28 protein-coding genes are annotated in these 25,117 nt (G+C 67.0%); 9 read left to right on the top strand and 19 right to left on the bottom strand.

All coding sequences use genetic code 11. The annotated features are described in order from the left end of the window. The first annotated feature begins 35 nt into the window (after window positions 1-35). Window positions 36-1,022: a Gfo/Idh/MocA family protein gene (locus AC5P7U_RS05760; RefSeq protein ID WP_197563690.1), complete on the top strand. Its 987-nt coding sequence runs from the start codon at window positions 36-38 to the stop codon at window positions 1,020-1,022. Window positions 1,023-1,085: 63 nt separating this feature from the next. On the opposite strand, the gene hslU is transcribed toward AC5P7U_RS05760, so the two are convergent. The 9 genes from hslU to AC5P7U_RS05715 all read right to left on the bottom strand — a co-directional run bounded on the left by hslU (window position 1,086) and on the right by AC5P7U_RS05715 (window position 8,812). Next, complete coding sequence (hslU, locus tag AC5P7U_RS05755; RefSeq protein WP_006471086.1) at window positions 1,086-2,459, bottom strand: ATP-dependent protease ATPase subunit HslU; 1,374 nt, start codon at window positions 2,457-2,459, stop codon at window positions 1,086-1,088. A gap of 102 nt (window positions 2,460-2,561) precedes the next feature. Then, entirely contained in the window at window positions 2,562-3,113 is a 552-nt protein-coding gene (gene hslV / locus AC5P7U_RS05750) for an ATP-dependent protease subunit HslV (protein WP_005411093.1), read from the bottom strand. Window positions 3,114-3,187: 74 nt separating this feature from the next. After that, entirely contained in the window at window positions 3,188-3,388 is a 201-nt protein-coding gene (locus AC5P7U_RS05745) for a DUF3079 domain-containing protein (protein ID WP_006471087.1), read from the bottom strand. 77 nt (window positions 3,389-3,465) lie between these two features. Continuing rightward, window positions 3,466-4,356 (bottom strand): tyrosine recombinase XerC, encoded by an 891-nt coding sequence (gene xerC, locus AC5P7U_RS05740; RefSeq protein WP_006471088.1) that lies wholly within the window; start codon window positions 4,354-4,356, stop codon window positions 3,466-3,468. 16 nt (window positions 4,357-4,372) lie between these two features. After that, window positions 4,373-5,047, bottom strand: a complete 675-nt coding sequence (locus AC5P7U_RS05735; RefSeq protein ID WP_006471089.1) for a DUF484 family protein — start codon at window positions 5,045-5,047, stop codon at window positions 4,373-4,375. Then, window positions 5,044-5,895: a diaminopimelate epimerase gene (dapF, locus tag AC5P7U_RS05730; protein ID WP_006471090.1), complete on the bottom strand. Its 852-nt coding sequence runs from the start codon at window positions 5,893-5,895 to the stop codon at window positions 5,044-5,046. Before dapF ends, AC5P7U_RS05735 begins: the two co-directional genes overlap by 4 nt. Further along, complete coding sequence (lptM, locus tag AC5P7U_RS05725; protein ID WP_049456714.1) at window positions 5,888-6,139, bottom strand: LPS translocon maturation chaperone LptM; 252 nt, start codon at window positions 6,137-6,139, stop codon at window positions 5,888-5,890. Before lptM ends, dapF begins: the two co-directional genes overlap by 8 nt. A gap of 82 nt (window positions 6,140-6,221) precedes the next feature. Then, entirely contained in the window at window positions 6,222-6,647 is a 426-nt protein-coding gene (locus AC5P7U_RS05720) for a YbaN family protein (RefSeq protein ID WP_006471105.1), read from the bottom strand. A 53-nt stretch (window positions 6,648-6,700) separates the two neighbouring features. Then, a complete protein-coding gene (locus AC5P7U_RS05715; protein WP_197565027.1) occupies window positions 6,701-8,812 on the bottom strand; it encodes a S9 family peptidase in 2,112 nt (703 codons plus the stop codon). 145 nt (window positions 8,813-8,957) lie between these two features. Between AC5P7U_RS05715 and AC5P7U_RS05710 the strand changes: the two genes are divergently transcribed. After that, window positions 8,958-10,151: a pyridoxal phosphate-dependent aminotransferase gene (locus tag AC5P7U_RS05710; protein WP_495220860.1), complete on the top strand. Its 1,194-nt coding sequence runs from the start codon at window positions 8,958-8,960 to the stop codon at window positions 10,149-10,151. Between the two features lie 118 nt (window positions 10,152-10,269). Here AC5P7U_RS05710 and AC5P7U_RS05705 read toward each other — a convergent pair whose 3' ends face one another. Both AC5P7U_RS05705 and AC5P7U_RS05700 read right to left on the bottom strand, forming a co-directional pair. Then, window positions 10,270-12,366, bottom strand: coding sequence for a prolyl oligopeptidase family serine peptidase (locus tag AC5P7U_RS05705; protein ID WP_495220858.1), 2,097 nt, complete (start codon window positions 12,364-12,366; stop codon window positions 10,270-10,272). 69 nt (window positions 12,367-12,435) lie between these two features. Then, window positions 12,436-12,762, bottom strand: coding sequence for a hypothetical protein (locus tag AC5P7U_RS05700; protein ID WP_197607183.1), 327 nt, complete (start codon window positions 12,760-12,762; stop codon window positions 12,436-12,438). A gap of 127 nt (window positions 12,763-12,889) precedes the next feature. On the opposite strand from AC5P7U_RS05700, the gene AC5P7U_RS05695 reads away from it, so the two are divergent. Next, entirely contained in the window at window positions 12,890-13,486 is a 597-nt protein-coding gene (locus tag AC5P7U_RS05695; protein ID WP_308308480.1) for a lipocalin family protein, read from the top strand. 39 nt (window positions 13,487-13,525) lie between these two features. Here the strand turns inward: AC5P7U_RS05695 and AC5P7U_RS05690 are convergent, their stop codons facing one another. The 5 genes from AC5P7U_RS05690 to AC5P7U_RS05670 form a co-directional block, all read right to left on the bottom strand. Continuing rightward, window positions 13,526-13,825, bottom strand: coding sequence for a HigA family addiction module antitoxin (locus tag AC5P7U_RS05690; protein WP_006471116.1), 300 nt, complete (start codon window positions 13,823-13,825; stop codon window positions 13,526-13,528). Between the two features lie 10 nt (window positions 13,826-13,835). Then, entirely contained in the window at window positions 13,836-14,114 is a 279-nt protein-coding gene (locus AC5P7U_RS05685; protein ID WP_053450845.1) for a type II toxin-antitoxin system RelE/ParE family toxin, read from the bottom strand. A 199-nt stretch (window positions 14,115-14,313) separates the two neighbouring features. Then, a complete protein-coding gene (locus AC5P7U_RS05680) occupies window positions 14,314-15,003 on the bottom strand; it encodes a methionine ABC transporter permease (RefSeq protein ID WP_008264736.1) in 690 nt (229 codons plus the stop codon). Continuing rightward, window positions 15,000-16,007 (bottom strand): methionine ABC transporter ATP-binding protein, encoded by a 1,008-nt coding sequence (locus AC5P7U_RS05675; RefSeq protein WP_006471119.1) that lies wholly within the window; start codon window positions 16,005-16,007, stop codon window positions 15,000-15,002. The genes AC5P7U_RS05680 and AC5P7U_RS05675 overlap by 4 nt, the downstream gene beginning before the upstream one ends. A 216-nt stretch (window positions 16,008-16,223) precedes the next feature. After that, a complete protein-coding gene (locus AC5P7U_RS05670; protein WP_006471120.1) occupies window positions 16,224-17,120 on the bottom strand; it encodes a DMT family transporter in 897 nt (298 codons plus the stop codon). A 146-nt stretch (window positions 17,121-17,266) separates the two neighbouring features. On the opposite strand from AC5P7U_RS05670, the gene AC5P7U_RS05665 reads away from it, so the two are divergent. The 3 genes from AC5P7U_RS05665 to AC5P7U_RS05655 all read left to right on the top strand — a co-directional run bounded on the left by AC5P7U_RS05665 (window position 17,267) and on the right by AC5P7U_RS05655 (window position 19,217). Next, the gene (locus AC5P7U_RS05665) at window positions 17,267-17,749 is read left to right on the top strand and encodes a YajQ family cyclic di-GMP-binding protein (protein ID WP_006471121.1); all 483 of its coding nucleotides are present in this window, start codon (window positions 17,267-17,269) and stop codon (window positions 17,747-17,749) included. 101 nt (window positions 17,750-17,850) lie between these two features. Then, entirely contained in the window at window positions 17,851-18,417 is a 567-nt protein-coding gene (locus AC5P7U_RS05660; RefSeq protein WP_164086601.1) for a DUF1415 domain-containing protein, read from the top strand. Beyond that, window positions 18,414-19,217 (top strand): SDR family oxidoreductase, encoded by an 804-nt coding sequence (locus AC5P7U_RS05655; protein ID WP_495220857.1) that lies wholly within the window; start codon window positions 18,414-18,416, stop codon window positions 19,215-19,217. Before AC5P7U_RS05660 ends, AC5P7U_RS05655 begins: the two co-directional genes overlap by 4 nt. An 81-nt stretch (window positions 19,218-19,298) precedes the next feature. Here AC5P7U_RS05655 and AC5P7U_RS05650 read toward each other — a convergent pair whose 3' ends face one another. After that, window positions 19,299-21,329 carry a M3 family metallopeptidase gene (locus AC5P7U_RS05650; protein ID WP_495220856.1) on the bottom strand — a complete coding sequence of 677 codons (2,031 nt, stop codon included), beginning with the start codon at window positions 21,327-21,329 and terminating at the stop codon, window positions 19,299-19,301. Window positions 21,330-21,499: 170 nt separating this feature from the next. Between AC5P7U_RS05650 and AC5P7U_RS05645 the strand changes: the two genes are divergently transcribed. Beyond that, a complete protein-coding gene (locus AC5P7U_RS05645; RefSeq protein ID WP_006471153.1) occupies window positions 21,500-21,904 on the top strand; it encodes a hypothetical protein in 405 nt (134 codons plus the stop codon). A 155-nt stretch (window positions 21,905-22,059) separates the two neighbouring features. On the opposite strand, the gene AC5P7U_RS05640 is transcribed toward AC5P7U_RS05645, so the two are convergent. After that, window positions 22,060-23,172 (bottom strand): PLP-dependent cysteine synthase family protein, encoded by a 1,113-nt coding sequence (locus AC5P7U_RS05640; RefSeq protein WP_495220855.1) that lies wholly within the window; start codon window positions 23,170-23,172, stop codon window positions 22,060-22,062. 125 nt (window positions 23,173-23,297) lie between these two features. Here AC5P7U_RS05640 and gloA point away from each other — a divergent pair, with 125 nt between their 5' ends. Then, complete coding sequence (gloA, locus tag AC5P7U_RS05635) at window positions 23,298-23,813, top strand: lactoylglutathione lyase (RefSeq protein WP_197563969.1); 516 nt, start codon at window positions 23,298-23,300, stop codon at window positions 23,811-23,813. A gap of 92 nt (window positions 23,814-23,905) precedes the next feature. Beyond that, the gene (locus AC5P7U_RS05630) at window positions 23,906-24,334 is read left to right on the top strand and encodes a VOC family protein (RefSeq protein ID WP_006471193.1); all 429 of its coding nucleotides are present in this window, start codon (window positions 23,906-23,908) and stop codon (window positions 24,332-24,334) included. A 67-nt stretch (window positions 24,335-24,401) separates the two neighbouring features. On the opposite strand, the gene AC5P7U_RS05625 is transcribed toward AC5P7U_RS05630, so the two are convergent. Beyond that, the gene (locus tag AC5P7U_RS05625) at window positions 24,402-24,833 is read right to left on the bottom strand and encodes a CBS domain-containing protein (RefSeq protein WP_006471195.1); all 432 of its coding nucleotides are present in this window, start codon (window positions 24,831-24,833) and stop codon (window positions 24,402-24,404) included. Between the last annotated feature and the right edge of the window lie 284 nt (window positions 24,834-25,117).

The raw sequence follows: 25,117 nt of genomic DNA, 5'->3' as shown, positions 1-25,117 counted from the left end.
CTGCACCCTCCCTGCTTCTCCCCGGAAACGCAGCGATGATCCTGGACAACGTTGTATGGGGCTTCATCGGTTGCGGCAGCGTCACCGAAAAGAAGAGTGGCCCTGCGCTGGCCGGCACGCCCGGTTCACGGGTGGCTGCCGTGATGCGCCGCAATGCGGCACTGGCCGAGGATTACGCACGGCGCCATGCGATTCCCCGCTGGTATGCCGATGCCGATGCGCTCATCGCCGATCCGGAGGTGAACGCGATCTACGTCGCCACGCCGCCCTCCACCCACATGCAGTACGCGTTGCAGGCCATTGCGGCGGGCAAGCCGGTCTATATCGAAAAGCCCATGGCCATGGACCATGGCGAGTGCGTGCGCATTCTGGAGGCCAGCGCACGCAGTGGCGTACCGGTGTTCGTTGCCTATTACCGACGCGCCCTGCCCCGCTTCGAGAAGGCCAAGCAGTTGCTGGACAGCGGCGCGATCGGTACGCCGCGCAGCGTGCGCGCGACCCTGCACCGGCCACACTCGGCGCATGCCACATCGCCGGACTTCTGGCGGACCAACCCTGCCATCTCCGGCGGCGGCCTGTTCGTCGATCTCGGCTCGCACACCCTGGACCTGCTCGACCATCTGCTGGGCCCGCTGAGCGATGTCAGCGGCCTGGCCAGTTCGCAGGCAGGCGCGTATGCGGCCGAGGACAGCGTCTCGATGTGCTTCCGCACCGGAACCGGTGCGCACGGCATCGCGCAGTGGAGTTTCTGTGCGTTCCGCCGCCAGGATGAAATCGAAATCACCGGCGACCGTGGGCAGCTGCGTTTTGCCACCTTCGAGGACGTCCCGGTGCTGCTGGAAACCGACGCGGGCATGCAGGCGTTCGAGATCCCGAACCCGCCTACGATCCAGCAGCCGTTGATTGCCACCCTCGTGGACGAACTGCGCGGCCACGGACGCTCGCCCTCGACCGGCGTCAGCGCCGCCCGCACCAACGCGGTGATCGACCAGGTACTGCGGGCCTACCGTGCCAGACAGTAAATCCACGCCATGCGTGGATGCCCTTCGCGCAAGAAAAGGGCCGCCTTTCGGCGGCCTTGTGCATCACAGGATGTATCGGCTCAGGTCCGGGTCCTGCACCAGCTCGCCCAGATGCGCATCGACGTAGGCGCTGTCGATGGCAAGCGTCTCGCCGTCGCGATCCGGTGCCTCGTAGCTGAGCGAATCCAGCAGGCGCTCCAGCACGGTATGCAGGCGGCGCGCACCGATGTTTTCCTGGCGCTCGTTCACCTGGAAGGCGATCTCGGCCAGGCGCTCGATGGCATCGGCGGTGAAGCTGACCTTGACGCCCTCGGTGGCCAGCAGCGCTTCGTACTGCTTGGTCAGCGCGGCCTTCGGCTCGGTCAGGATGCGCACGAAATCGTTCTTGCTCAGCGCGCCCAGCTCCACGCGGATCGGGAATCGACCCTGCAGCTCCGGAATCAGGTCGCTGGGCTTGGCCAGGTGGAACGCACCCGATGCGATGAACAGGATGTGGTCGGTCTTGATCGTGCCGTACTTGGTGGACACGTTGGAGCCTTCCACCAGCGGCAGCAGGTCACGCTGCACGCCTTCGCGCGACACATCGCCGCCGCCCACGTTATCGCCACGCTTGGCGACCTTGTCGATCTCGTCGATGAAGACGATGCCGTGCTGTTCGCAGGCTTCGATCGCCGCGGTGCGGATGTCGTCCTCGTTGACCAGCTTGCCGGCTTCTTCCTCGATCAGCAGCGGGCGCGCGGCCTTGATGGTCAGCGTGCGCTTGTGCGCCTTGGCGCCACCACCGAGGTTGGCGAACATCGACTTCAGCTGCTGGCCCATTTCCTCCATACCCGGCGGGGTCATGATGTCCATGCTGACATTGGCGGCCAGGTCGAGTTCGATCTCGCGTTCGTCCAGTTCGCCATTGCGCAGCATCTTGCGGAACTTGATGCGGGTCTCGTTGTCCTGCGCCGACGGCTCGTTGCGGGCCACTTCCGGATCGAAACCGATGCCACCGCTGCGACGCGGCAACAGCGCATCGAGGATGCGGTCTTCGGCACGCTCTTCGGCCTGCGTACGCACGCGCACCTTGGCCTGTTCGCGGTACAGCTTCACTGCGGTATCGGCCAGGTCACGGATGATCTGCTCGACGTCCTTGCCGACGTAGCCCACTTCGGTGAAGCGGGTGGCTTCAACCTTGACGAACGGCGCGTTGGCCAGCGTGGCCAGGCGGCGCGCGATCTCGGTCTTGCCGACGCCGGTCGGGCCGATCATCAGGATGTTCTTCGGCATCACTTCATTGCGCAGCTCCGGCACCAGCTGCATGCGGCGCCAGCGGTTGCGCAGGGCGATGGCCACCGCGCGCTTGGCGTCGTGCTGGCCGACGATGTGCCGGTCCAGTTCCTGCACGATCTCGCGCGGGGTCATGGTGGCGGAGGAAACTTCGATCTTCGACATGGATGTGCTCACGGATTCGTTGTCGGTCGTGCCGGCCGCTGGCCGGCAACCAGGCACGCGCGTGGGGGATCATGAGGGTGCCGGCCAGCGGCCGGCACGACCTCAGAGTTCCTCGACCACCACGTTGCGGTTGGTGTAGATGCAGATGTCACCGGCGATGCCGATCGCTTCGCTGGCAATGGTGCGCGCATCCAGTTCGGTGTGCGCCATCAGCGCGCGGGCAGCCGACAGTGCATAGGAGCCACCGGAACCGATGGCGATGATGCCGTCCTCCGGCTCGATCACATCGCCGGTGCCACTGATGATCAGCGAGGTTTCCTTGTCGGCCACCGCCAGCAGGGCCTCCAGCTTGCCCAGGCGGCGCTCGGTGCGCCAATCCTTGGCCAGCTCGACCGCCGCGCGCTGCAGCTGGCCGTGCTTTTCCAGCTTGGCCTCGAACAGCTCGAACAGGGTGAAGGCATCGGCGGCGGCACCGGCGAAGCCGGCCAGCACCTGGCCGTCGCGGCCCAGGCGGCGCACCTTGCGCGCATTGCCCTTCATCACGGTGTGGCCCAGCGTGACCTGGCCGTCGCCGGCAATGGCCACGTGCTCGCCGCGACGGACGCAGACGATGGTGGTGGCGTGGAAAACGTTGGGGTTCTGACTGGGGTCCATGCGGCCTCCGATAGCTGTTCACGGGACATGGGGACAGCGCCGGGTGCGATCAAGCCTGCGCGGATGGCTGCCGTTCAGCGCTTTGCTTGCGAAGGCCGCTCCGGATTGGGCTCGATCCCCCACGCGAGGTACCAGTCTTCACCCTGCGTCTCGATCGGATGCTGGGTGCGGCCGGAGCCATTGCCGCAGGCCAGCGCGTCGGCCGCGCAGTAGCGGTCGCAGCCCCAGCAGATACGCTCGGGGTGTTTGGGATGCAGGGGAATCGGCTTCGCCATGGTGGCGCTGTCCTCGTGGCCTGCGGCCACGGTGCGCCGGTTGCACCCGACCTGCCCTGATCCAGATCAAGGAGGGGCTATTCAGCCTTGTCGCCCTTGCTGCGGCGCTTGGCGCGTGGATGCGCGGCGTCGTAGACCTTGGCCAGATGCTGGAAATCGAGGTGGGTGTAGATCTGGGTGGTGGCAATGTCGGCGTGGCCGAGCAGTTCCTGCACGCCACGCAAGTCACCGGAAGATTCCAGGATGTGGCTGGCGAAACTGTGCCGCAGCATGTGCGGGTGCACGTGCTTGAACAGGCCCTGGCGCTGCGCCAGCTGGCGGATGCGGATCTGCACCGCGCGTTGGCTGATCGGCCCGTTGCGGCCGGGAAACACCGGCGAGGCCGGGCCGCCCCCGCTTTCTGCACGCCACGCCTGCAGTGCTTCGCGTGCCGGCCGCCCGAACGGTACCCTGCGCTGGCGATTGCCCTTGCCCATCACGTTGACCAGGCCGCTGGCGAAGTCCAGGTCGCGCCAGGTCAGCGCGCAGACTTCGCTCAGGCGCAGGCCCGAGGAATAGAACAGCTCCAGCAGCGCGCGATCGCGGCGGCCGAGCTCACCTTCCGGTTCCAGTTCGACCAGCTGCACCGCTTCGTCGGCATCGAGCACCTGCGGCAACCGCCGCGGTGCACGCGGCGCTTTCAGCGTCGCCGCCGGGCTGACCTCGATGCGGCCGTGCTTGAGCAGCCAGGCGTAGAAACTGCGGCAGGCAGACAAGCGGCGCTGCAGGCTCTTGGCCGACAGCCCACGACGATGCTCATCGGCGACGAACTGGCGCAACGTTTCGGCATCGAGCGCTTCCACGGCCATGCCGCGGGGCTCGGCCCATGCCGACAGCGCGTCCAGGTCGCGGCGGTAGGCGTCGAGCGTGTGCGCCGACATCCGCCGCTCCACCTGCAGGTGCTGCAGGAAGGCCTGTACCGCGCTCATCGTCTTCGTACCCTGCTCAGCCCGCGAAGCGCTTCAGGCCAGTGACCAGGGCGTCGCCCATCATGCGCAGGAACAGCGTCCCCATGCCCGGGTAGAAGCGGTTCGGGTCATGGCTGCCGACTGCGATCAGGCCCACACCGGGCAGCGGCAGCAGTGCGGTGGTCTGCACTTCCTCGCTGCGCACGCCGTACAGCACGGCATTCTTTTCCGGTTGCAGGCGACCGCAGATCGGCTCGCCGTCCTTCAGGCAATCGCGGAACGGACCCAGCTGCGGATCATCGGCGGCGATCACCTGCAGCCAGTCGGCCTGCTCCAGCCCGGCCACCGGCGTATGCACCACCAGCCGCACCAGATCGCCGGCGAAGTCTTCCTGCAATGAAGCGGCCATCGCGCGCAGGGTGTCGGCGGCGTTGTCCTGCTTCATCAACGCCAGGGTCAGCTGGTGCGTGCGCACCGCCAGGCGTTCGTTGACCTGGGCGGTCGCGCCCAGGTCGGCCAACCGTCGTGCCAGCTCGCGGTTCTTCTCGCGCAGCACTTCCAGCTGGTAGCTGGCCAGCGACGCGGTCGGGCCGTCGTCACGCGGCACCACCAGGGTCAGGGCCAGGTCCGGGAACTGCTTGAGGAAGCCCGGATGCCGCCGCAACCAGGCGGCAACGTCGTGGGCCCCGAGCTTGTCGACGGTTTCGGTCATGCGATCCACTCCCCTTCGAAGACGAATGCGGTCGGGCCCGCCATCACCACCGGCTGGCCATCGCCCGGCCACTGGATGCGCAGCTCGCCCCCGGGCAGGCTGATGCGTGCATCACGCTGCAGCCGGCCGCGCTGCATCAGGGTGACGGCGGCGGCACAGGCGCCACTGCCGCAGGCCAGGGTTTCGCCGACGCCACGCTCGAACACGCGCAGGCGCGCATGATCCGGGCCCATCACCTGGGCAAAACCCACGTTCACCGAGCGCGGGAACGACGCGTGCTGTTGCAGCAGCGCACCGACGCGCTCGACCGGCGCCGCGTCGATCAGGCCCACTTCGATCACCGCATGCGGGTTGCCCATCGACACCGCGGCGAACCGCACGCTCTCGCCCTGCAGCGGCAGCAGGTATTCCTCGCGCGGGTGGGCAAAACCCACCAGCGGCACGGTGGACGGCTCGAATGCCGGCACGCCCATGGTCACCGCGAACTGGCCATCGCCCAGCACCTTCACTTCATGGCTGGCCAGCGGGCTGTCGATCACGAACACGTCGCCCTGCGCACTGCCCTCGCGCACCAGCCACGCGGCAATGCAGCGCGCGCCGTTGCCGCACTGCTCGGAGTTGGAACCGTCGGCATTCCAGATCCGGTAGGAGGCCACCGAACCGTCCGCACGCGGCGCTTCGATGGTCAGGATCTGATCACAGCCCACGCCGGTATGGCGATCCGCCAGGCGCGCGGCCAGCCCGGGCGTCGGCGGTGCGGTGCCGTCACGCAGGTCGATCACTACGAAATCATTGCCCGCGCCATGCATCTTGCTGAAACGCAGGGCCGTGGAACCGGCCTTACTCATTCCCGCCGTCCACCGGCTTGATCGGGTCCGGGGTGACCGAGGGGCTGCCGTCGCTGGTCGGCTGGGTCGCGGCCGGCGTGGCCGCCGGGGTCGCTTCAGGTGCAGCTGCCGGTTCGACGGTCTCTTCCACCGGCACCGGCTTCTGCGGCAGTACCAGCGGGCCCTTGTTGCCGCAGGCGGCAAGGAACAGCAGCGAGGCCGCTGCCAGCGGAATCAGGATGACGTTTCGATGGGGGATCTTCATGCCCCGAGTATAGCCATTGGCGGCTGAGCGGTTGGTGCAGGGGATCGGGTTGCCGGCCAGCGGCCGGCACTACCGCAGGCGCTCAATCCACGGGTGGCGGCAACGGTCGCGTCCACAGCCAGATCGCCACCACGGTCATGCTGCCGATCGAAAACCACTTCACCCAGGCGATCGGCACGCACCACAGCATGATCGCGGCGCACACCGCCATGGTGATCGTGGCCATCCACTTGCCGTAGCGGCTGACCGCGCCATGCGCCTGCCAGTTGGCGATGGCGGGGCCGAAACGCGGATGCTGCAGCAGCCAGTTGTGCAGGCGTTCGGAACCGCGCGAGGCGGCCCAGGCCGAGATCAGGATGAATACGGTGGTCGGCAGCCCCGGCACGAAGATGCCGACGATGCCGGTACCCAGGCTGACGTAGGCCAGCAGCCACCACGCCCAGCGGAAACGCACCACGCGCGGGGGCGCGGGGGCATCGCGGGGGGCGGAAGGATCAGGCGCGCTCATGGCCGAAGGATACCGGTTCAGGGTGCCAGGCAACGCCCGGCACCCCGTTGCGATCACGGCTGGGCGATGCCCAGTTGCTGCAGCACGAACGCATACGACTCGGACAGCTCGCGGTAGCGCTGGAAGCGCCCCGACTTGCCGCCGTGGCCGGCTTCCATGTTGGTGCGGAACAGGATCGGGTAATGGCCGGTGTTGTCGTCACGCAGCTTGGCCACCCACTTGGCCGGCTCCCAGTACTGCACCTGTGAATCCCACAGGCCGGTACCGACGAACAGCGCCGGATAGGCTTGCTTCTTCACGTTGTCGTAGGGCGAGTAGGACAGCATGTAGTCGTAGAACGGCTTCTGCTCCGGGTTGCCCCACTCGTCGTACTCGTTGGTGGTCAGCGGGATGGTCGGGTCGAGCATGGTGGTGACCACGTCGACGAACGGCACCTGCGCCACCATCACCCGGTAATCCTGCGGGGCCTGGTTGGCCACCGCGCCCATCAACAGGCCACCGGCGCTGCCACCGGACGCGGCGACGCGATCCTTCGCCGCCCAGCCCTGCGCCACCAGGCCCCGGGTGACGTCGATGAAATCGTTGAAGGTGTTCTGCTTGTGCAGCAGCTTGCCGTTCTCGTACCAGTCGCGACCCATCTCCTGGCCACCGCGGATGTGGGCGATGGCATACACAACGCCACGATCGAGCAGGCTCACCGCGGTCTGGTTGAAGTACGGGTCCATCGACATGCCGTAGCTGCCATAGGCGTACTGGAACAACGCGCCCTTGCCGTCCTTCTGGTAGCCCTTGCGGTAGACCAGCGACACCGGCACCTTCACGCCATCGCGCGCGGTGATCCAGACGCGATCGGTTTCGTACTTCGAGGCGTCATAGCCGATCACCGGCTGCACCTTCAACTGACGGCGCTCGCCGGTAGCGGTATTCAGCTCGAACACGGTGGTCGGGGTGGTCATCGAGGTGTAGACGTAGCGCAGCCACGGCGTATCGGCCTCGGTGTTGTCGCCCAGGCCCATCGAATACGCCGGCTCATCGGCCTTCACGTAATCGCTGCGGCCGTCCTTGAACAGCAGGCGGATGCGCTCCAGGCCTTCGGAACGTTCTGCGATGGCGGTGTAGCTGTCGAACAGCTCGAAGCCTTCGATGAACACCGCATCGTCATGCGCGATCCAGTCCTTCCACTGCGCGCGCGAGGTGGCGTCGGTCGGCGCGGTGACCAGCTTGAAATTCTTCGCACCATCGTTGGTGCGGATCACCCAGCGGCCGTCGTAGTGATCGGCGTCGTACTCGACGTCGCGCTGGCGTGGCGCCAGCACGGTGAAGGTGGTCGGGTCGCTGGCCGGCGCATAGCGCTCTTCCGAGGACACGGTGCTGTGCACACCGATGGTGATGAAGCGATCGTCGCGGGTGCGGCCGATGCCCATGTAGAAGCTGTCGTCCTTCTCTTCGTAGACGACGGTGTCGGCGCTGGCCGGGGTGCCCAGCACGTGCTTCTTGACGCGCACGGTCAGCAGGGTTTCCGGATCGTTCTCGACGTACAGCACGGTGCGGTTGTCGTCGGCCCAGACCAGATCGCCGGAGCTGCCGGTGATCACGTCGGGCAGCACCTTGCCGGTGGCCAGGTCCTTGAAGCGGATCGTGTACTGGCGACGGCCGACGTCATCGTCGGCCCAGGCCAGCAGCTGGTTGTCCTGGCTCACTTCCATCGAACCGACGCTGAAGTAGCCCTTGCCGGCGGCCATCGCGTTGACGTCCAGCAGGATTTCCTCGGCCGCATCCATGCCACCCTTGCGGCGCGCATGGATCGGGTAGTCCTGGCCGGTCTCGAAGCGGCTGTAGTACCAGTAGCCGCGCTCGCGCGCCGGCACGCTGGAATCGTCCTGCTTGATGCGGCCGACGATCTCCTTGTACAGGGTGTCTTCCAGCGGCTTCAGCGGTGCCAGCAGCTGGTCGGCGTAGGCATTCTCGGCCTGCAGGTAGGCCAGCATGTCCTTGTTTTCGCGCTTGTCGTCGCGCAGCCAGTAATAGTCGTCGTTGCGGGTCGCGCCGAACGGCGCCTTGACCACGTGCGGATGCTTGGCGGCATCCGGCGGAACGGGCGGAGTGGCAGCGGTAGCGGTGGTGGTCATCAGGCTGGCAAGCAACAGGCAGAGGGTGGATTTCATGAGATAAGGCTCCTGGTGCGGTTACGCAATGGCGTCCGTGGCGTAGGTAGAGTCGAGCTTGCTCGACTGACCGCAACCGCAGTCGAGCAAGCTCGACTCTACCACCGCTGCGGCGCACCCTTGCCGCCCGGCGTACCATGGGCGCATGAGTACCCTGCCCCACACGCCGGGCTACAGCCGGCGCAGCCATGAAATCGCCCCGTTCCACGTGATGTCCCTGCTGGCCCGCGCACAGGCGCTGGAGCAGGCCGGCCACGATGTGATCCATCTGGAGATCGGCGAACCGGACTTCACCACCGCCGAACCCGTGGTGCGCGCCGGCCAGGCCGCACTGTCCGCCGGCCATACCCGCTACACCGCCGCACGCGGCCTACCGGCCCTGCGCCAGGCGATCAGCGGCTTCTATCGCAGCCACTACGCGCTGGATATCGACCCCGAACGCATCCTGGTCACCCCGGGTGGTTCCGGCGCGCTGCTGCTGGCCAGCAGCCTGCTGGTCGATCCCGGCCGCCACTGGCTGCTGGCCGACCCGGGCTATCCCTGTAACCGCCACTTCCTGCGCCTGGTCGAAGGCGGCGCGCAGCTGGTGCCGGTCGGGCCGGATACCGCCTATCAGCTGACCCCTTCGCTGGTGGAACAGCACTGGAATGCCGACAGCGTCGGCGCGCTGGTTGCCTCACCGGCCAATCCAACCGGCACCGTGCTGTCCGCTGATGAACTGGCGGCACTGTCGCAGAGCCTGCACGCGCGCGGTGGCCACCTGGTGGTGGACGAGATCTACCACGGCCTGACCTACGGCCTGGACGCGCCCAGCGTGCTGCAGGTGGACGACAGCGCGTTCGTGCTGAACAGCTTCTCCAAGTACTTCGGCATGACCGGCTGGCGGCTGGGTTGGCTGGTGGCACCGCCTGCGGCCGTGCCTGATCTGGAGAAGCTCGCCCAGAACCTGTACATCAGCGCGTCGAGCATTGCCCAGCATGCAGCGCTGGCCTGCTTCAGCGAAGCATCGATGGCGATCTTCGAGCAGCGCCGCGAAGCCTTCCGCCAGCGCCGTGACTTCCTGCTGCCCGCGTTGCGCGAACTGGGCTTCCGCATCGAAGTCGAGCCGCAGGGCGCGTTCTACCTGTATGCCGATGTCAGCGCGTTCACCGACGACGCGCAGGCGTTCTGTGCCCACTTCCTGGAAACCGAGCACGTGGCGTTCACCCCGGGCCTGGATTTCGGCTTCCATCGCGCCAACCAGCACGTGCGCCTGGCGTACACGCAGGAAGTGCCACGATTGCAGGAAGCGGTGGCGCGGATTGCGCGCGGGTTGAAGCGTTGGCAAGGATCACGTTGACGGTAGTGCCGGCCGCTGGCCGGCAACGGCATCACCCACACATCCGCGGTTTACCGGCCAGCGGCCGGCACTACCGGTAAAGAAAAACGCCGCCTTGGGGCGGCGTTCTCCGTTCTGCTTACTTGCCGCCCAACCGCTCCCACAGGAAGCTGTAGGCCAGCGCCGACATATGCGCGGCCTGCGCGTTGTTGGCTGCGCCGCCGTGACCGCCTTCGATGTTCTCGTAGTAGGTCACGTCCTTGCCGGCGTCGATCATCTTCGCCGCCATCTTGCGGGCATGGCCCGGGTGCACGCGGTCATCGCGGGTGGAGGTGGTGAACAGCACCGGCGGGTAGTTCTTCTTCGCGTCGAACAGGTGGTACGGCGAGAAGGTCTTGATGAACTCCCAGTCACTGGTGTCCGGGTTGCCGTACTCGGCCATCCATGAGGCGCCCGCCAGCAGATGGCTGTAGCGCTTCATGTCCAGCAGCGGCACCTGCACCACCACCGCACCGAACAGTTCCGGGTACTGGGTCAGCATGTTGCCGGTCAGCAGGCCGCCGTTGCTGCCGCCCTGCACGCCCAGGTGCCTGGCGGTGGTGATCTTGCGCTTGACCAGGTCACGTGCCACCGCAGCCATGTCTTCATAGGCCTTGTGGCGGTTCTGCTTCAGCGCCGCCTGGTGCCAGCGCGGGCCGTACTCGCCACCGCCGCGGATGTTGGCGACCACGTACACGCCGCCCTTCTCCAGCCAGGCGCGGCCCATGCCACCGGAGTAGCTCGGGGTCAGCGAGATCTCGAAGCCACCGTAGCCGTACAGCAGGGTCGGATTGGAGCCATCCAGCTTCATCGCCTTGTCGTGCACCACGAAGTACGGCACGCGGGTGCCGTCCTTGCTGGTGGCGAAGTGCTGCTCGATCACCTTGCCCTTGGCATCGAAGAAGGCCGGCATGGTCTTCAGCGTTTCCGGCGGCTGGCCGATCTCGGCCAGGGCCAGCGTGGTCGGGGTCAGGTAGTCGGTGGCGGTCAGCCACACCGCGTCGCTGTCGTTGCTGTCCACGGCGGACACACCCAGCGTGCCGAAGGCCGGCGCACCGACGAAGCGGCTGGTCTGCCAGCCATCGGCGCCCGGAGTCAGCACCGACAGGCGGTTCTTGACGTCGTCCAGCACGTTCAGCACCAGGTGGCTCCTGGTCCAGGTGGCACTGGCCAGCGAGGTGGTCGCGGTCGGGGTGAACAGCACCTCGAAGTCACGCTTGCCGGCCAGGAAGTCGTCCAGCCGGGTCGCCAGCAGCGAACCGGACGCATAGGTCTTGCCACCCACGGTCCACGGATCGCGCAGCTCCAGGGTCAGCCACTGCTTGTGCAGGCCCTTCTCGGCCGAGTTCGGCGCGTCGATCTTGGTCAGCGTGCCGTCGTCGCCACGCAGGTAGATCTCGTTGTTGTAGAACGCCAGCGTGCGGCTGACCAGGTTGCGCTCGAAGCCCGGGGTGTCATCGTGCATCGCCGCGATGTACATGTCTTCCGGCTTGCCTTCGTACACCACGCTGGCCGAGGCCATCGGCGTGCCGCGCTTCCACAGCTTGGCCACGCGCGGATAGCCGGACGTGGTCATGGTACCGGCACCGAAGTCGGTGTAGACGAACACGGTGTCGCGGTCGATCCAGTTCAGGCCACCCTTCGACTCCGGACGGAAGAAGCCGTCCTTGATCCAGGCCTTGTTGGCCAGGTCGAACTCGCGGGTGACGTCGGCATCGGCGCCGCCGCGCGACAGCGCGATCAGGCAGCGGCTGTAGTCCGGGCGCAGGCAGTCGGCGCCGTGCCAGACCCAGTTCTCGCCCTCGGCCTTGTTCAGCGCGTCCAGGTCGAGCACGGTCTCCCACTGCGGCGAGGCCTTGCGGTACTCGGCCAGCGTGGTGCGCCGCCACAGGCCGCGCTCGTGCTGCTGGTCCTTCCAGAAGTTGTAGTAGTAGTCGCCGATCTTCTGCACGCCGGGGATCTTGGCATCGGAGTCGAGCACCTCGCGGATGCTGGTCTCCATCTGCTTGAAGGCCGGGGTCTGCGCCAGGCGCGCCTCGGACTTGGCGTTCTGTTCCTTGACCCAGGACAGCGGCTTGTCGCCGGTGACGTCCTCCAGCCAGGCGTAGCGATCGGTGTCTTCAGCGGCCACGGCGGTCCCCACCGAGGCAGCGGTCATCATGCCGGCCAGCAGGCAGGCGGAAGCGAGTCGTGACATTGCAGCTCCAGGCAGTCATAAGCCGTGGAACGCTAGCACGGAATGTCGCGGTCGCCCCCGTGTCGAAGGTCAGGCCGTGGCCGCCGGGCGGCGTCGACCGCGCGCAGCCGAAGCCGGACGGCGCCGCGCCTGTCCACCGGTACGACGTGCCAGCCGCAGCCATGACAGGCGCGGCAGCGGGAAACGCAGCAGTGCCCACCACGCCACCAGCGGCATGCCGACCAGCCACATCGGCAGCCAGCCCAGCCAGGCGCTGCTGCCGCGCGCGGCCGGCCAGACCAGCACCAGCGCCACGCCGGCCAGCGCCACCTGCTGCACGCCGCGCAGCAGGCGTGGATCGGCGCGCTCGAAGATGACGCGTTCAGTTGCAGGGCGACGGACGGAACGTACGTTCATGGGGCTTCTCCGGTGGACAATGCAACACAGCGTGGGCAAGGGCCTTCTCACGGACTGCGACACCATTGACGGATCGCGTGCACACAGTCGACCATGCGCGTGCAAGCCCACTGGAGCCCGCTCCCGCATGACTTCGATCCGCCCGTTCTGCGCCGTGCTGCTGGCCCTGTCGCTGGCGGGCCCCGCCGTGGCCGCCAGTGAGCCGCCATCGTCCCGCGCCACCGACGCGGCCGCTCTGGACGCGCCGATCGACCTGAAGCGCTTCATGGGCACCTGGTACGTGATCGGCCGCGTGCCGAACTTCATCGAACGCGGGCATGTCGCCAGCGTCAACGAGTACGAGCTTCGCGACGCGCACAAGGTCGGCATCACCTACCGCTACCGGGACGGCTTCGGCGAACCGCTGCAGGAAGTGCGCGCACGTGCCAGTGTTGATCCGGACAGCGGCAACCACGGCTGGCGTACCTGGTTCTACCGTGTCGTGCCGACCCATTCGCGTGTGCTGGAAGTGGCCCCGGACTATTCCTGGGCGCTGATCGGTTACCCGGGCCGCGAGATGGCCTGGATCTTCGCGCGCAAGCCGGACATGGACAAAGCCCTGTACAAGGAGCTGGCCGAGCGCCTGCGCGACGAGTACGGCGTGAATACCGACAAGCTCAAGCGCGTGCCGCAGCATCCAGACCAGGTCGGCAAGCTGGGCTACGAAGTACCGAACGTGCGCTGATCGGATCGTGGCTGCGGAGCCGGGTCCGTGCGACCGGCTTCACGCCGCGCGTGGCTGCACCCGGCGTTCGATTTCGCTGCGTGTTGGCAAGGTCTTCAGATCGTAGGCCGCCTGCATCGCGAGCCAGGACGCGGCATCCCCACCGAAATGCCGCGCCAGCCGCGCCGCTGTATCCGCCGAAATGCTGCGTTGGCCGTGCACGATGGCGTGCAGTCGCGTTGCGGGCACATCCAAGGCCTTCGCCAGCGCATTCACGCTCAGCGCCAGGGGAAGCAGGAACTCTTCGCGCAGGATCTCGCCAGGATGGATGGCGCGCATGCCGTTGTGGGGACGCTTCATGGCGGGCACCTCAGTGATAGTCAACAATTTCCACGGCGTCGGCGCCGCTGTCGGTCCAGGTAAAGCAGAGCCGCCACTGATCGTTGATACGAAGGCTGTATTGCCCTCTCCGATCGCCTGACAGCGCCTCGAGGCGGTTCCCGGGCGGGCTGCGGAGGAAGGCCAACGTCTGTGCCGAATCGAGCAGTTGCAATTTGCGTTCTGCCACGCGCCGGATTGGACGCCAGGCACGGGGGCAGGTTCCTTCAAACAGGGCGCGGGTCTGCTTGCAGCGGAATGAACGGATCATTCCGTTCAACGTATTACGTTGAACGGAACATACCAAGGAAGGCGCTGTGCTGCCAGTCCCAGTCTGGCGATATCGATTCCTGATGGGCGTGGCGGCTTCCAGAGTCCCGCGCTATGACAAGCCCAATATCGACGTTCTGCAGGTTGCCGGCCAGCGGCCGGCACTACCCGGACGATGCCGGGCGTCGCCCGGCCCCCCGTTACTTGCGGCTGTAATGCGCGACCAGGCGGTCGCCGAGCATCTGCAGCAGCTGCACCAGCACCAGCAGCAGGACCACGGTGACCAGGGCCACGTCGGTGTGCGACCGCTGGTAGCCGTCGCGGAAGGCCAAGTCGCCCAGGCCACCGGAACCGATCGCACCGCCCATCGCGGTGAAGCCGATCAGGGCCACGGTGGTGACCGTGGCACCGGCGATCAGGCCGGGACGCGCTTCCGGCAGCAGCACGCGGGTGACCAGCTGCCAGGTGGTGGCGCCCATCGCCTGGGTCGCTTCGATCACACCGCGGTCAACCTCGCGCAGCGCGGTCTCGACCAGGCGCGCATAGAACGGCGCAGCACCAATGACCAGCGGCACGATCGCGCCGCGCACGCCCAGCGAGGTGCCCATCAGGAACAGGGTGACCGGGATCAGCACGATCATCAGGATGATGAAAGGCACCGAGCGCAGCAGGTTCACCACCAGCGCCAGCACGCCATAGGCCAGCGGCCGGCGCTTCATCTGCGGGGCGCCGAACAGGTACAGCAGCACGCCCAGCGGCAGGCCGATGGCCAGGGTCAGCGGCAGCGAACCGAGCAGCATCAGCAGGGTGTCGACGGTGGCCTGGCCGATATCGGCCCACTTGCCCGCATCCAGGTGGCGGAAGAAGCCGCCGGCAGTGGCGATGATCATCGACGCAGTTCCTCAACGTGCACGCCGGCGGCCACGAACGCGGCCTGCGCGGCGGACTGGTCACCGCCCACCAGGGCGACCACCAGCTGGCCATACGGGGTGTCCTTGATCCGGTCGATGCGGCCGGACAGGATGTTGTAATCGACGCCGGTCTCGCGCGCGACGCTGCCCAGCAAGGGCTCGTAGGTGTCGCCGCCGAGGAAGGTCAAGCGCACGATGCGGCCACCGACGGCGTCGAAATCACGGTGCAGCGCGCCTTCGTCGACATGCTCAGATTCACTGACGAATCGGCGCGTGGTCGGGTGCTGCGGGTGCAGGAACACCCGGGTGACCGGTCCGGTCTCGACCATCTGCCCGGCATCGAGCACGGCGACGCGATCGCAGACGCGACGGATCACGTCCATCTCGTGGGTGATCAGCACGATGGTCAGGCCCAGCTCGCGGTTGATCTTCGACAGCAGCGACAGCACCGAGGCGGTGGTCTGCGGGTCGAGCGCGCTGGTGGCTTCGTCGCACAGCAGGATCTGCGGGCGCGTCGCCAGCGCGCGGGCGATGCCGACGCGCTGCTTCTGGCCACCGGACAGCTGCGCCGGGTACTTCTGCGCATGGGCCTCCAGGCCCACCGTCTGCAACAGCTCGGCCACGCGCGCGTCGATCTCCGCCTTCGGCGTGCCGGCCAGCTCCAGCGGGAAGGCGACATTGCCGGCCACCGTGCGCGACGACAGCAGGTTGAAGTGCTGGAAGATCATGCCGATGCGCCGGCGCAGCGCGCGCAGGCCGTCCGCGTCCAGTGCGGTGACGTCCTCGCCACCGATCAGCAACCGGCCGCCGCTGGGTTCTTCCAGACGGTTGATCATGCGGATCAGGGTCGACTTGCCCGCGCCGGAATGGCCGATGATGCCGAAGACCTCACCGGCCTCGATGGTCAGGTCCAGCGGTTGCAGCGCGCTGACTTCGCGGCCGGCAACGGCATAGGATTTGTGCAGGCGCTGGAACTCGATCACGGGCGTGGCTCACCGGCTGGGTGACGGAAGGGGGCGTGCAGCCTACCAGCGCCGGCGCTCACGCGCCCGCGCCATAAGCCGGAATGTTATTCCTTTTGGTTCTAAGGCGCCCGTGAAGCCTCGCACCCGGTCGTGCCGCCCGCTGGCCGGCAACCGCAGCGGATCCCTCCAGCGTGAGGAGTTGCCGGCCAGCGGCCCGCACTACCCCCCTCGGGATCAGGGATGATCCAGCGGCTTCGGCGGCTCCTGCCGGTTCACCCGCTCACGGTGCAGCAGGTATAGGCCGGAAGCGACAATAATCGCCGCGCCCACCCAGGTGTAGCCGTCCGGCAGCTGGCCCCAGAAGGCCAGATCCCAGCCGATCACCCAGACTAGGCCGCTGTACTCCAGCGGCGCGATCATCGAGGCTTCGCCCAGCTGGAAGGCCTTGGTCAAGGCGATCTGGCCCAGTGCCCCGGCCAGGCCCATGCCGGCGATCAGCGGCGCGTGCGCCAATTGCAGCGGCACCCAGCCGGGAAGGGCCAGCAGGCCGGCGCCGACGGCCATGATCACCAGGAACCAGACCACCATCGACTGCGAGGTGTCGGTGCGGGTCAGCAGGCTGACCGTGATCGCGGCCACGGCGTAGGCGGTGGCCGCGGCCAGCACCATCAACCCAGGCACCGAAATGAAGCCGTCCACGCCCGGCCGCAGCACCACCAGCACGCCGACCAGGCCGATGCCGATGGCGACCCAGCGCCGCGGCCCGACCCGCTCACCCAGCAGCGGCACCGACAGTGCCGCGATCAGCAGCGGGGCGACGAAATAGATGGTGTAGGCGGTGGACAGCGGCAGGTCGCGCAGGGCGAACACGAAGCAGCCGATCATCGCCATGCCCAGTGCGCCGCGCAGCAGGTGCAGGCCCCAGCGTCGCGGTACCAGCGACCGCGGGCCGGCGCTGACCAGCACCCAGACCAGCACGAATGGCAATGAGGCCGCGCCGCGCAGGAAGGTCACTTCCAGCGTCGGATAGCTGGCCGACAGCTGCTTCATGCCAGCGTCCATCAGCGAGAAACAGGCGACTGCCGCGACCATCCAGGCCACCGCGCGCGAGGGGGAGCGTTGCACGTTCATGGCCCATTATCGCCGACCGCGCCGTTCCGTAGAGTCGAGCTTGCTCGACTGCTCTTCACAAAGCAGTCGAGCAAGCTCGACTCTACAAAAAGCTGGCAGGTCGGCACGATAGAATGGCCCTCACTGAATCCTGCGGAGCCGCGCCCATGCCTTCCTTCGACGTCGTGTCCGAAGTCGACACCCACGAACTGACCAACGCCATCGACCAGGCCAACCGCGAGCTGGCCACCCGCTTCGACTTCAAGGGCGTGGACGCGAAGTTCGAACGCGATGGCGATGTCATCAACCAGACCGCGCCGACCGAGTTCCAGCTCAAGCAGATGAACGACATCCTGCGCGCCCGCCTGGCCGCGCGCGGCATCGACGTGCTCAGCCTGGAATTCGGCGACATCGAGACCAACCTGGCCCAGGCCCGGCAGAAGATCACCGTCAAGCAGGGCATCGAGCAGAAGATCGCCAAGAAGATCGCCGCTGCACTGAAGGACGCCAAGCTGAAGGTGGAAAGCCAGATCAACGGCGACAAGCTGCGCGTGCAGGGCAAGAAGCGCGACGACCTGCAGGACGCCATTGCCGTGCTCAAGGCCGGCAAGTTCGAGCTGCCGCTGCAGTTCAACAACTTCCGCGACTGAGGCCTGCGCCGGGCGTGACCCGGCGCTGCCACCGGCAGGTACGACGGCGCGTTGCCGGCGACGCGCCTACAATGGCCGCCCCGCCAGCCGACGTGCCCGCCATGACCGATTCCCACCTGCCCACCGATGATCCGATCGCCGCCACCCGCCTGTGGCTGGAGCGCATCGTGATCGGCCTGAACCTGTGCCCGTTCGCCAAGGCGGTGTACGTGAAGGACCAGGTCCGCATCGTGCTGAGTGACGCCACCACGCCCGAGGCGCTGGTCGAACAACTGGCCGAAGAGCTGGTGCTGCTCCGCGATACCCCGGCCGAGCAGATCGACACCACGCTGATCGTGCATCCGCAGGTGCTGACCGATTTCCTCGACTACAACGACTTCCTCGACAACGCCGACGCCGCGATCGAGGCGCTGGACCTGCAGGGCATCCTGCAGGTGGCCAGCTTCCACCCGGACTATCAGTTCGACGGCGTGGCCGCGGACGACGCCAGCAACTACACCAACCGGGCGCCCTTCCCCACCCTGCACCTGCTGCGCGAAGACAGCGTGGCGCGCGCGGTGGATGTCTATCCGGACCCCGACGTGATCGTCGAGCGCAACATCCAGACCCTGGACCGCATCGGCGTGGACGGCTGGCATCGCCGCCTGCGCGGCGAAGACCTGTCATGAACACGGTGCCACCGATCGCGGCGTGGCCGGTGGCACCGCTGCAGGGCAAGGTGGTGCTGGTCACCGGCGGCGCCAACGGCATCGGCCGTGGCGTCGCCCAGGCCGTGCTCGGCGCCGGCGGACGCGTGCTGATCGGCGACCTGGACGTGGAAGCCGGCCAGGCCTGCATGGACGAATGGCAGCGCGGTGACGATGCCGCGTTCCAGCGCCTGGACATCGCCGACGAAGCCAGCGTGCGCGACTTCATCGCGGTGGCCCTGCAGCGGTTCGGCCGTATCGATGGACTGGTCAACAACGCCGGCATCGCCGGCCCGCATGGCACATTGCTGCAGGACATGGCGTGGGAGGAATGGCAGCGCCGCCTGTCGTCACTGCACGGCGCCTTCCTGTGCAGCAAGCACGCACTGCCGGCACTCTCGGCCCGCACTGAGGGCGCGATCATCAACATCGCCTCGACCCGCGCCTGGCAGTCTGAAGCGCACAGCGAGGCCTATGCGGCGGCCAAGGGCGGGCTGGTCGCGTTCACCCACGCGCTGGCGATCAGCAGCGGCCCGGCGGTGCGGGTCAACAGCATCAGCCCCGGCTGGATCGGTACAACGGCCTGGCAGGCGCCCCCGCGGCGCCACCAACCCGACTACTCGGCCACCGATCACGCCCAGCACCCGGTCGGCCGTGTTGGCCGCCCCGAGGACATCGGCGCGCTGGCGGTGTACCTGCTGTCGTCGCTGTCCGGCTTCACCACCGGCCAGGACTTCATCGTCGACGGTGGCATGAGCCGGAAGATGATCTACGCCGAATAGAGCACCGCTCTCCGGTGGGTGCGGACCTTGGTCCGCACTATTGCCAAAAGGTGCCAACCAAGGTTGGCACCTACCAAGGCGTTACGCCATGCCCGAATGGCGCAGCAGCGCGTCGATCTGCGGCGCGCGGCCACGGAAGGCCTTGAAGTTCTCCGCAGCCGGACGGCTGCCGCCGCGCGACAGGATTTCATCGCGGAAGCGCGCACCGGTTTCAGCCAGTGCCTGCGGTGCTTCCTCGAACGCGGCGTAGGCATCGGCGCTGAGCACCTCAGCCCACTTGTAGCTGTAGTAACCCGCCGCATAGCCACCGGCAAAAATGTGGCTGAACTGGTGCGGGAAGCGGTTCCAGACCGGCGGAAGGTTCACCGCCACGTCCGCGCGTACGCGGTCCAGCAGTGCCAGCACGCTGTCCTGCGCCGGTTCGAACTGGCTGTGCAGCAGCATGTCGAACAAGCCGAATTCCAGCTGGCGCACGGTGGCCATACCGCTGTGGAAATTGCGCGCGGCCAGCATGCGCTCGTACAGCGCGCGCGGCAGCGGCTCGCCGCTTTCGACGTGCGCGGTCATGGCCTGCAGGTGGTCCCACTCCCAGCAGAAGTTCTCCATGAACTGGCTGGGCAGTTCCACCGCATCCCATTCCACGCCATTGATGCCGGCCACGCCCAGTTCTCCGATGCGGGTCAGCAGCTGGTGCAGTCCGTGGCCCATCTCATGGAACAGGGTGGTCACTTCGTTGTGGCTGAAGGTGGCCGGCTTGCCGTTGGCACCACGGCCGAAGTTGCATACCAGATAGACCAGCGGCGTCTGCACGCTGCCATCGGCGCGCTCGCGGCGGTTGCGGCAATCATCCATCCACGCACCGCCACGCTTGCCCTCGCGCGCATACAGGTCCAGGTAGAACTGGCCGACCAGCGCGCCCTGCGCATCGACCAGGCGGAAGAAACGCACATCCTCATGCCACACCGGCGCGCTGTCTTCCTGCACGCGCAGGCCATACAGCTGCTCGATCACCGAGAACAGGCCGCCCAGTACCTTCGGTTCGGTGAAGTACTGCTTCACGTCCTGCTCGGAATAGCTGTAGCGCGCCTGCTTCAGGCGATCGGCGGCGAACGCCAGGTCCCAGGCCTGCAGGCTGTCGATGCCCAGCTGTTCTCGCGCGAACTGCTCCAGCTCGGCGCGATCCTTGGCCGCGAACGGCTTGGCACGCGCGGCCAGGTCACGCAGGAAACCCAGCACCTCGGCCGGGTCCTGCGCCATCTTGGTCGCTACCGAATAATCGCCGTAGGAAGCGAAGCCGAGCAGCGCGGCCAGCTCCGTACGCAGGGCCAGGATGCGGTCGATGTTGCCGCTGTTGTCCAGCGCGTCGTCGCCGAATTCGGACGCGCGCTGCGCACTGGCCCGGTACAGGATCTCGCGCAGGTCACGGTCTTCGGCCCAGGTCTGCACCGGCAGGTAGCACGGCATCTGCAGGGTCAGCTTCCAGCCCTGCTTTCCGTCCTTTTCCGCCGCAGCGTGCGCGGCGGCCTTCACGTCCTCCGGCAGGCCGGCCAGGCGCGCTTCATCCTCGATGATCAGCGACCACGCATCGGTGGCGTCGAGCACATTCTGCGAGAACTTCGCCGACAGCGCCGACAGCTCTTCCTTGATCGCAGCAAAGCGCTGCTGCGCCTCGGGCGCCAGCTCGGCACCGCCCAGGCGGAAATCACGCAGGGTGTTGTCCAGCACCTTGCGCTGGGCCTCGTCAAAACCCGCGGCTTCCGGGCTGGCGGCCAGCGCCTGGTACTGGCGGTACAGCGCCAGGTTCTGGCCCAGCGCGCTGGCGAAGCGGGTCACCCGCGGCAGGTTGCTGTTGTAAGCCTCACGCAGTTCCGGGGTGTTGACCACGCCCTGCAGATGGCCGACCAGGCCCCAGGCGCGCCACAGACGCTCGGTGGCGTCATCCAGCGGGGCGACGAAGCTCTCCCAGCGCACTGGCTGCACCTGCTCGGCGGCGCTGACAGCCGCTTCGGCCTCGGCCAGCAGCACATCCAGCGCCGGCGCCACGTGCTCGGGGCGGATCGCCTCGAAGCGCGGCAGGCCGGAAAAATCGAGCAGGGGGTTGGCAGCGGTCACGGCAGATCTCCAGGGTACGGGCCCGGCAGGCGGGCAGCCTGGTACATATGGCGCTGGCGGGCGTGGCTGACAAGGGGGTGACGCCTGGCATTCACGTCGGCCTTACGGTCGCGGCTCGAAGCTCTGGCTGCGGGGGAGTCCGCAGCGGTACGTACCGAACGAGGCCCTACATGGAAGGTCTGGCTGCAGTTGCATCCGCCCCAGCGGCGCGGTCACTGGCGTTGTCTGCCAGCCCGGCCGAACTGACCTGGATCGCCGCGCTGTGCGATGCCGGCGACGACGCCCCGCGCCACCTGCAGCAGCTGCAGGCGGTGCTGCAGCAGGGCGGCACGTTCAATGACGCCCAGGAGTGGTACCCGTTCGAAGTGATCGAGCGCGGCGCCAGCCAGCTGCAGCTGGGCCATGAACGCGAGTTCGTGATCTGCGTGCTGCTGTGGCTGCAGGCCCTTGCCCAGGGCCGCGCCAGCACGCTGGATCCCAGCCTGCACCTGGATGATCGCGCGATGGACATCGAGGCGCTGCCCGATGCCTTGCGTGATGCGGTGCTGGATGCGTTCACCGCGGCGGGGTACTGAGCGGGCCGCAGCGGTGACCGGTGACCGGTCACCGGTAGAGTCGACTGTTAGTCGACTATCGCGCGCAGCGCGGCATTTTCACGACCTGAACGGAGAGCAGTCGACTAACAGTCGACTGTACCGCGCCGATCCACATCCAGCCGTGCGTTGCCGCATTACAGCGCTTCCAGGCTGCTCCACGGCAGTTCCGGCAAGCCCTGCCCGGCCACCGCTGCCGCCAGCTGCGCATCGGCGCGCTCGACATCAATGCCCTGCCGCACGTACCACGCCGGATCGTAATAGCTCTGCGCGTAACGCTCGCCGCTGTCGCACAGGATGCTGACGATGCTGCCGTGGTGACCGGCCTCGCGCATCCACTGCGCGGCCTGCAGTACGCCGATGAAGTTGGTGCCGGTGGAACCACCGACGCGGCGGCCGAGCTGGCGGCTGACATGGCGCATCGCGGCCAGGCTCAGCGCGTCGGGCACCTTCACCATCGCGTCGACGCTGGTCGGGATGAAACTCGGCTCCACCCGCGGCCGGCCGATGCCTTCCACGCGCGAACCACCGCTGCAGGTCAGGCCTCGCCAGTCCGGCTCACCGGCCACGGCAGCCTTGTAGCCATCGAAGAACACCGACACTTCCGGGTCCGCGCACAGGATGCGGGTGTCGTGCCGGCGATAGCTGACATAGCGGCCCAGCGTCGCGGCGGTACCACCGGTACCGGGGCTGCACACGATCCATTCCGGGATCGGGCTGGGTTCCTCGGCCATCTGCTTGAAGATGGATTCGGCGATGTTGTTGTTGGCACGCCAGTCGGTGGCGCGCTCGGCGTAGGTGAACTGATCCATGAAGTGGCCGCCGGTTTCGCGGGCCAGTTTTTCCGAATCGCAGTTGAGGTCGCAGGCGCGCTCGACCAGGTGGCAACGGCCGCCATGGAATTCGATCGCCGCAATCTTCTCCGGCGAGGTGGTGGCCGGAATCACCGCGATGAACGGCAGGCCGAGCAGGCGCGCGAAATAGGCTTCGGACACCGCGGTCGAGCCGCTGGAGGCCTCGATCACCGGCCGGCCCTCGCGCAGCCAGCCATTGGCCAGCGCATACAGGAACAGCGAGCGGGCCAACCGGTGCTTGAGGCTTCCGGTGGGATGGCTCGATTCATCTTTCAGGTACAGGTCGATGCCCTCGAACCCGGGCAGCGCCAGCGGGATCAGGTGGGTATCGGCGGAACGGTTGAAATCGGCTTCGATCTTGCGGATGGCGGCAGCCACCCATTCACGCTGCGACATGGCGGGCCATCGGTGTCAGGACGGAACGGTGCGATCCGGCCATTGTACGTCGCGGTGCGGTCAGGTGCTGCTCGCTAGAATGGGGACATCCGGCCGGCAACGGCCCTGTCCGAAGGATCTCCCCCATGACCATTCCCGCCCTGCGCGATGTCCCCGGCGTCGCCGCCCAGGCCCCGGCCGAAACCCGCGGCTTCGTGTTCAACCACACCATGCTGCGGGTGAAGGACATCACCGCCTCGCTGGACTTCTACACCCGCGTGCTCGGCTACCAGCTGATCGACAAGCGCGACTTCGCGGAGGCCCAGTTCAGCCTGTACTTCCTGGCCTACGTGCCGGCCGGCGCGGTGGTGCCGGAAGACGACGCCCAGCGCCGCCTGTGGATGGCCGGCCTGCCGGGCGTGCTGGAACTGACCCACAACCATGGCACCGAGACCCAGGACGGCGCGGTCTACCACGACGGCAACAGCGACCCGCGCGGCTTCGGCCATATCTGCGTGTCGGTGCCGGACATCGAAGCCGCCTGCCAGCGCTTCGAGGACCTCGGCGTGACCTTCCAGAAGCGCCTGACCGACGGCCGCATGAAGAACCTGGCCTTCATCAAGGACCCGGACGGCTACTGGGTCGAAATCATCGCCAACTGACCCGAAAAGGGGACGGAGGGGATTAAGCCGTTTCTGGCACTATTGGCCGGAAGCGACTTAATTCCCTCCGTCCCCTTTTTTGCGAGGTTGGTATGGAAACGATGGAACTGCACCGCGGCCGTTTGATCGACCATCTGCAGCTTGTGGTGCGTGACCTGGCCGCCAGCCGCCGCTTCTACCAGGCGGTGTTCGATACGATCGGCATCCCGATCGCCGGCGAAGGCGATGACTACTTCTGGGCCGATGAGCTGTTCGTTTCCAGCGCCAGCAGCGAGGCCGCCGCTGGCCAGCTGACCGGCCGCCATCACCTGGCCTTCCAGGCGCGCGACAGCGCCACCGTCGATGCCTTCCACACCGCCGCGATCGCCGCTGGCGGCACCGACAATGGCGCGCCGGGCGAACGCCCCTACCATCCGGGCTACTACGGCGCCTTCGTACTCGACCCGGACGGCAACAACATCGAAGTGGTCTACCACGGGCCGGCGAACTACAGCGCCGATTCGGTAAAGGTCACGTTCTGATTTCACCGATGCCGTGAACGAAGAAGCCGGGCAATGCCCGGCTTCTCTGCTTCCAGCACTGCAGCCCTCAGTGAGCGGCCATGTAGATGTCCTGAAGCACGGCCTTTTCCAGCTCCAGCTCGCCCAGCAGGTTCTTCACGATGTCGCCCAGGCTGAGGATGCCGACCAGGCGGGTGCCTTCGGTGACCATCAGATGACGGCGCCGCGAGTACGTCATCAATGACATGGCCTGTTTCAGCGTAGCCTCGGGCGAGATACCTTCCAGGCCGGTGGTCGGCACGCTGGAAATCACCCGGCGGCCGGCCTGCGGGCCGTCGTCGGCCAGGGTACGCACGATGTCCTTTTCGGAAATGATGCCCACCGGGGCATCGTCCTTCATCACCACCAGCGCAGCGATCTTGTTCGCGCTCATCTTGTGGGCAGCGGCACCGATGGTGTCTTCGGCGTCGATGGTGATGACAGCTTCTTTCTTGGATTGCAGGAGTTCGCGGACGTTCATTCTTGTTTCCTGGTGCAGGTCACTGAAGTCAAAAAAGTGTGCTCTTCCGATACGCCCCCTCCCCGGGAACAGACCTTTCAGCGCACGTCTGGCGCACGTGCCTGCCCTGGGAGATGCATCGGCAGGCGACGTACTGCAACGCGAACGAGGTGGGCTCAACCGCTCAACCCATGCCTCGGTCAAATCGATTCTACGACTGCGACCATCGGTCACTACCGGCATCGATAGGACAGTTCGTCGTGGGAACCAAGCGACGATCCAGAGAATGGCACCGTGGCTGAAAC

Source organism: Stenotrophomonas sp. YJH_SMC_57 (genome assembly GCF_059369755.1).
The sequence above is the reverse complement of the archived record's forward strand: the minus strand, read 5'-3'. Positions and strand labels throughout refer to the sequence as shown.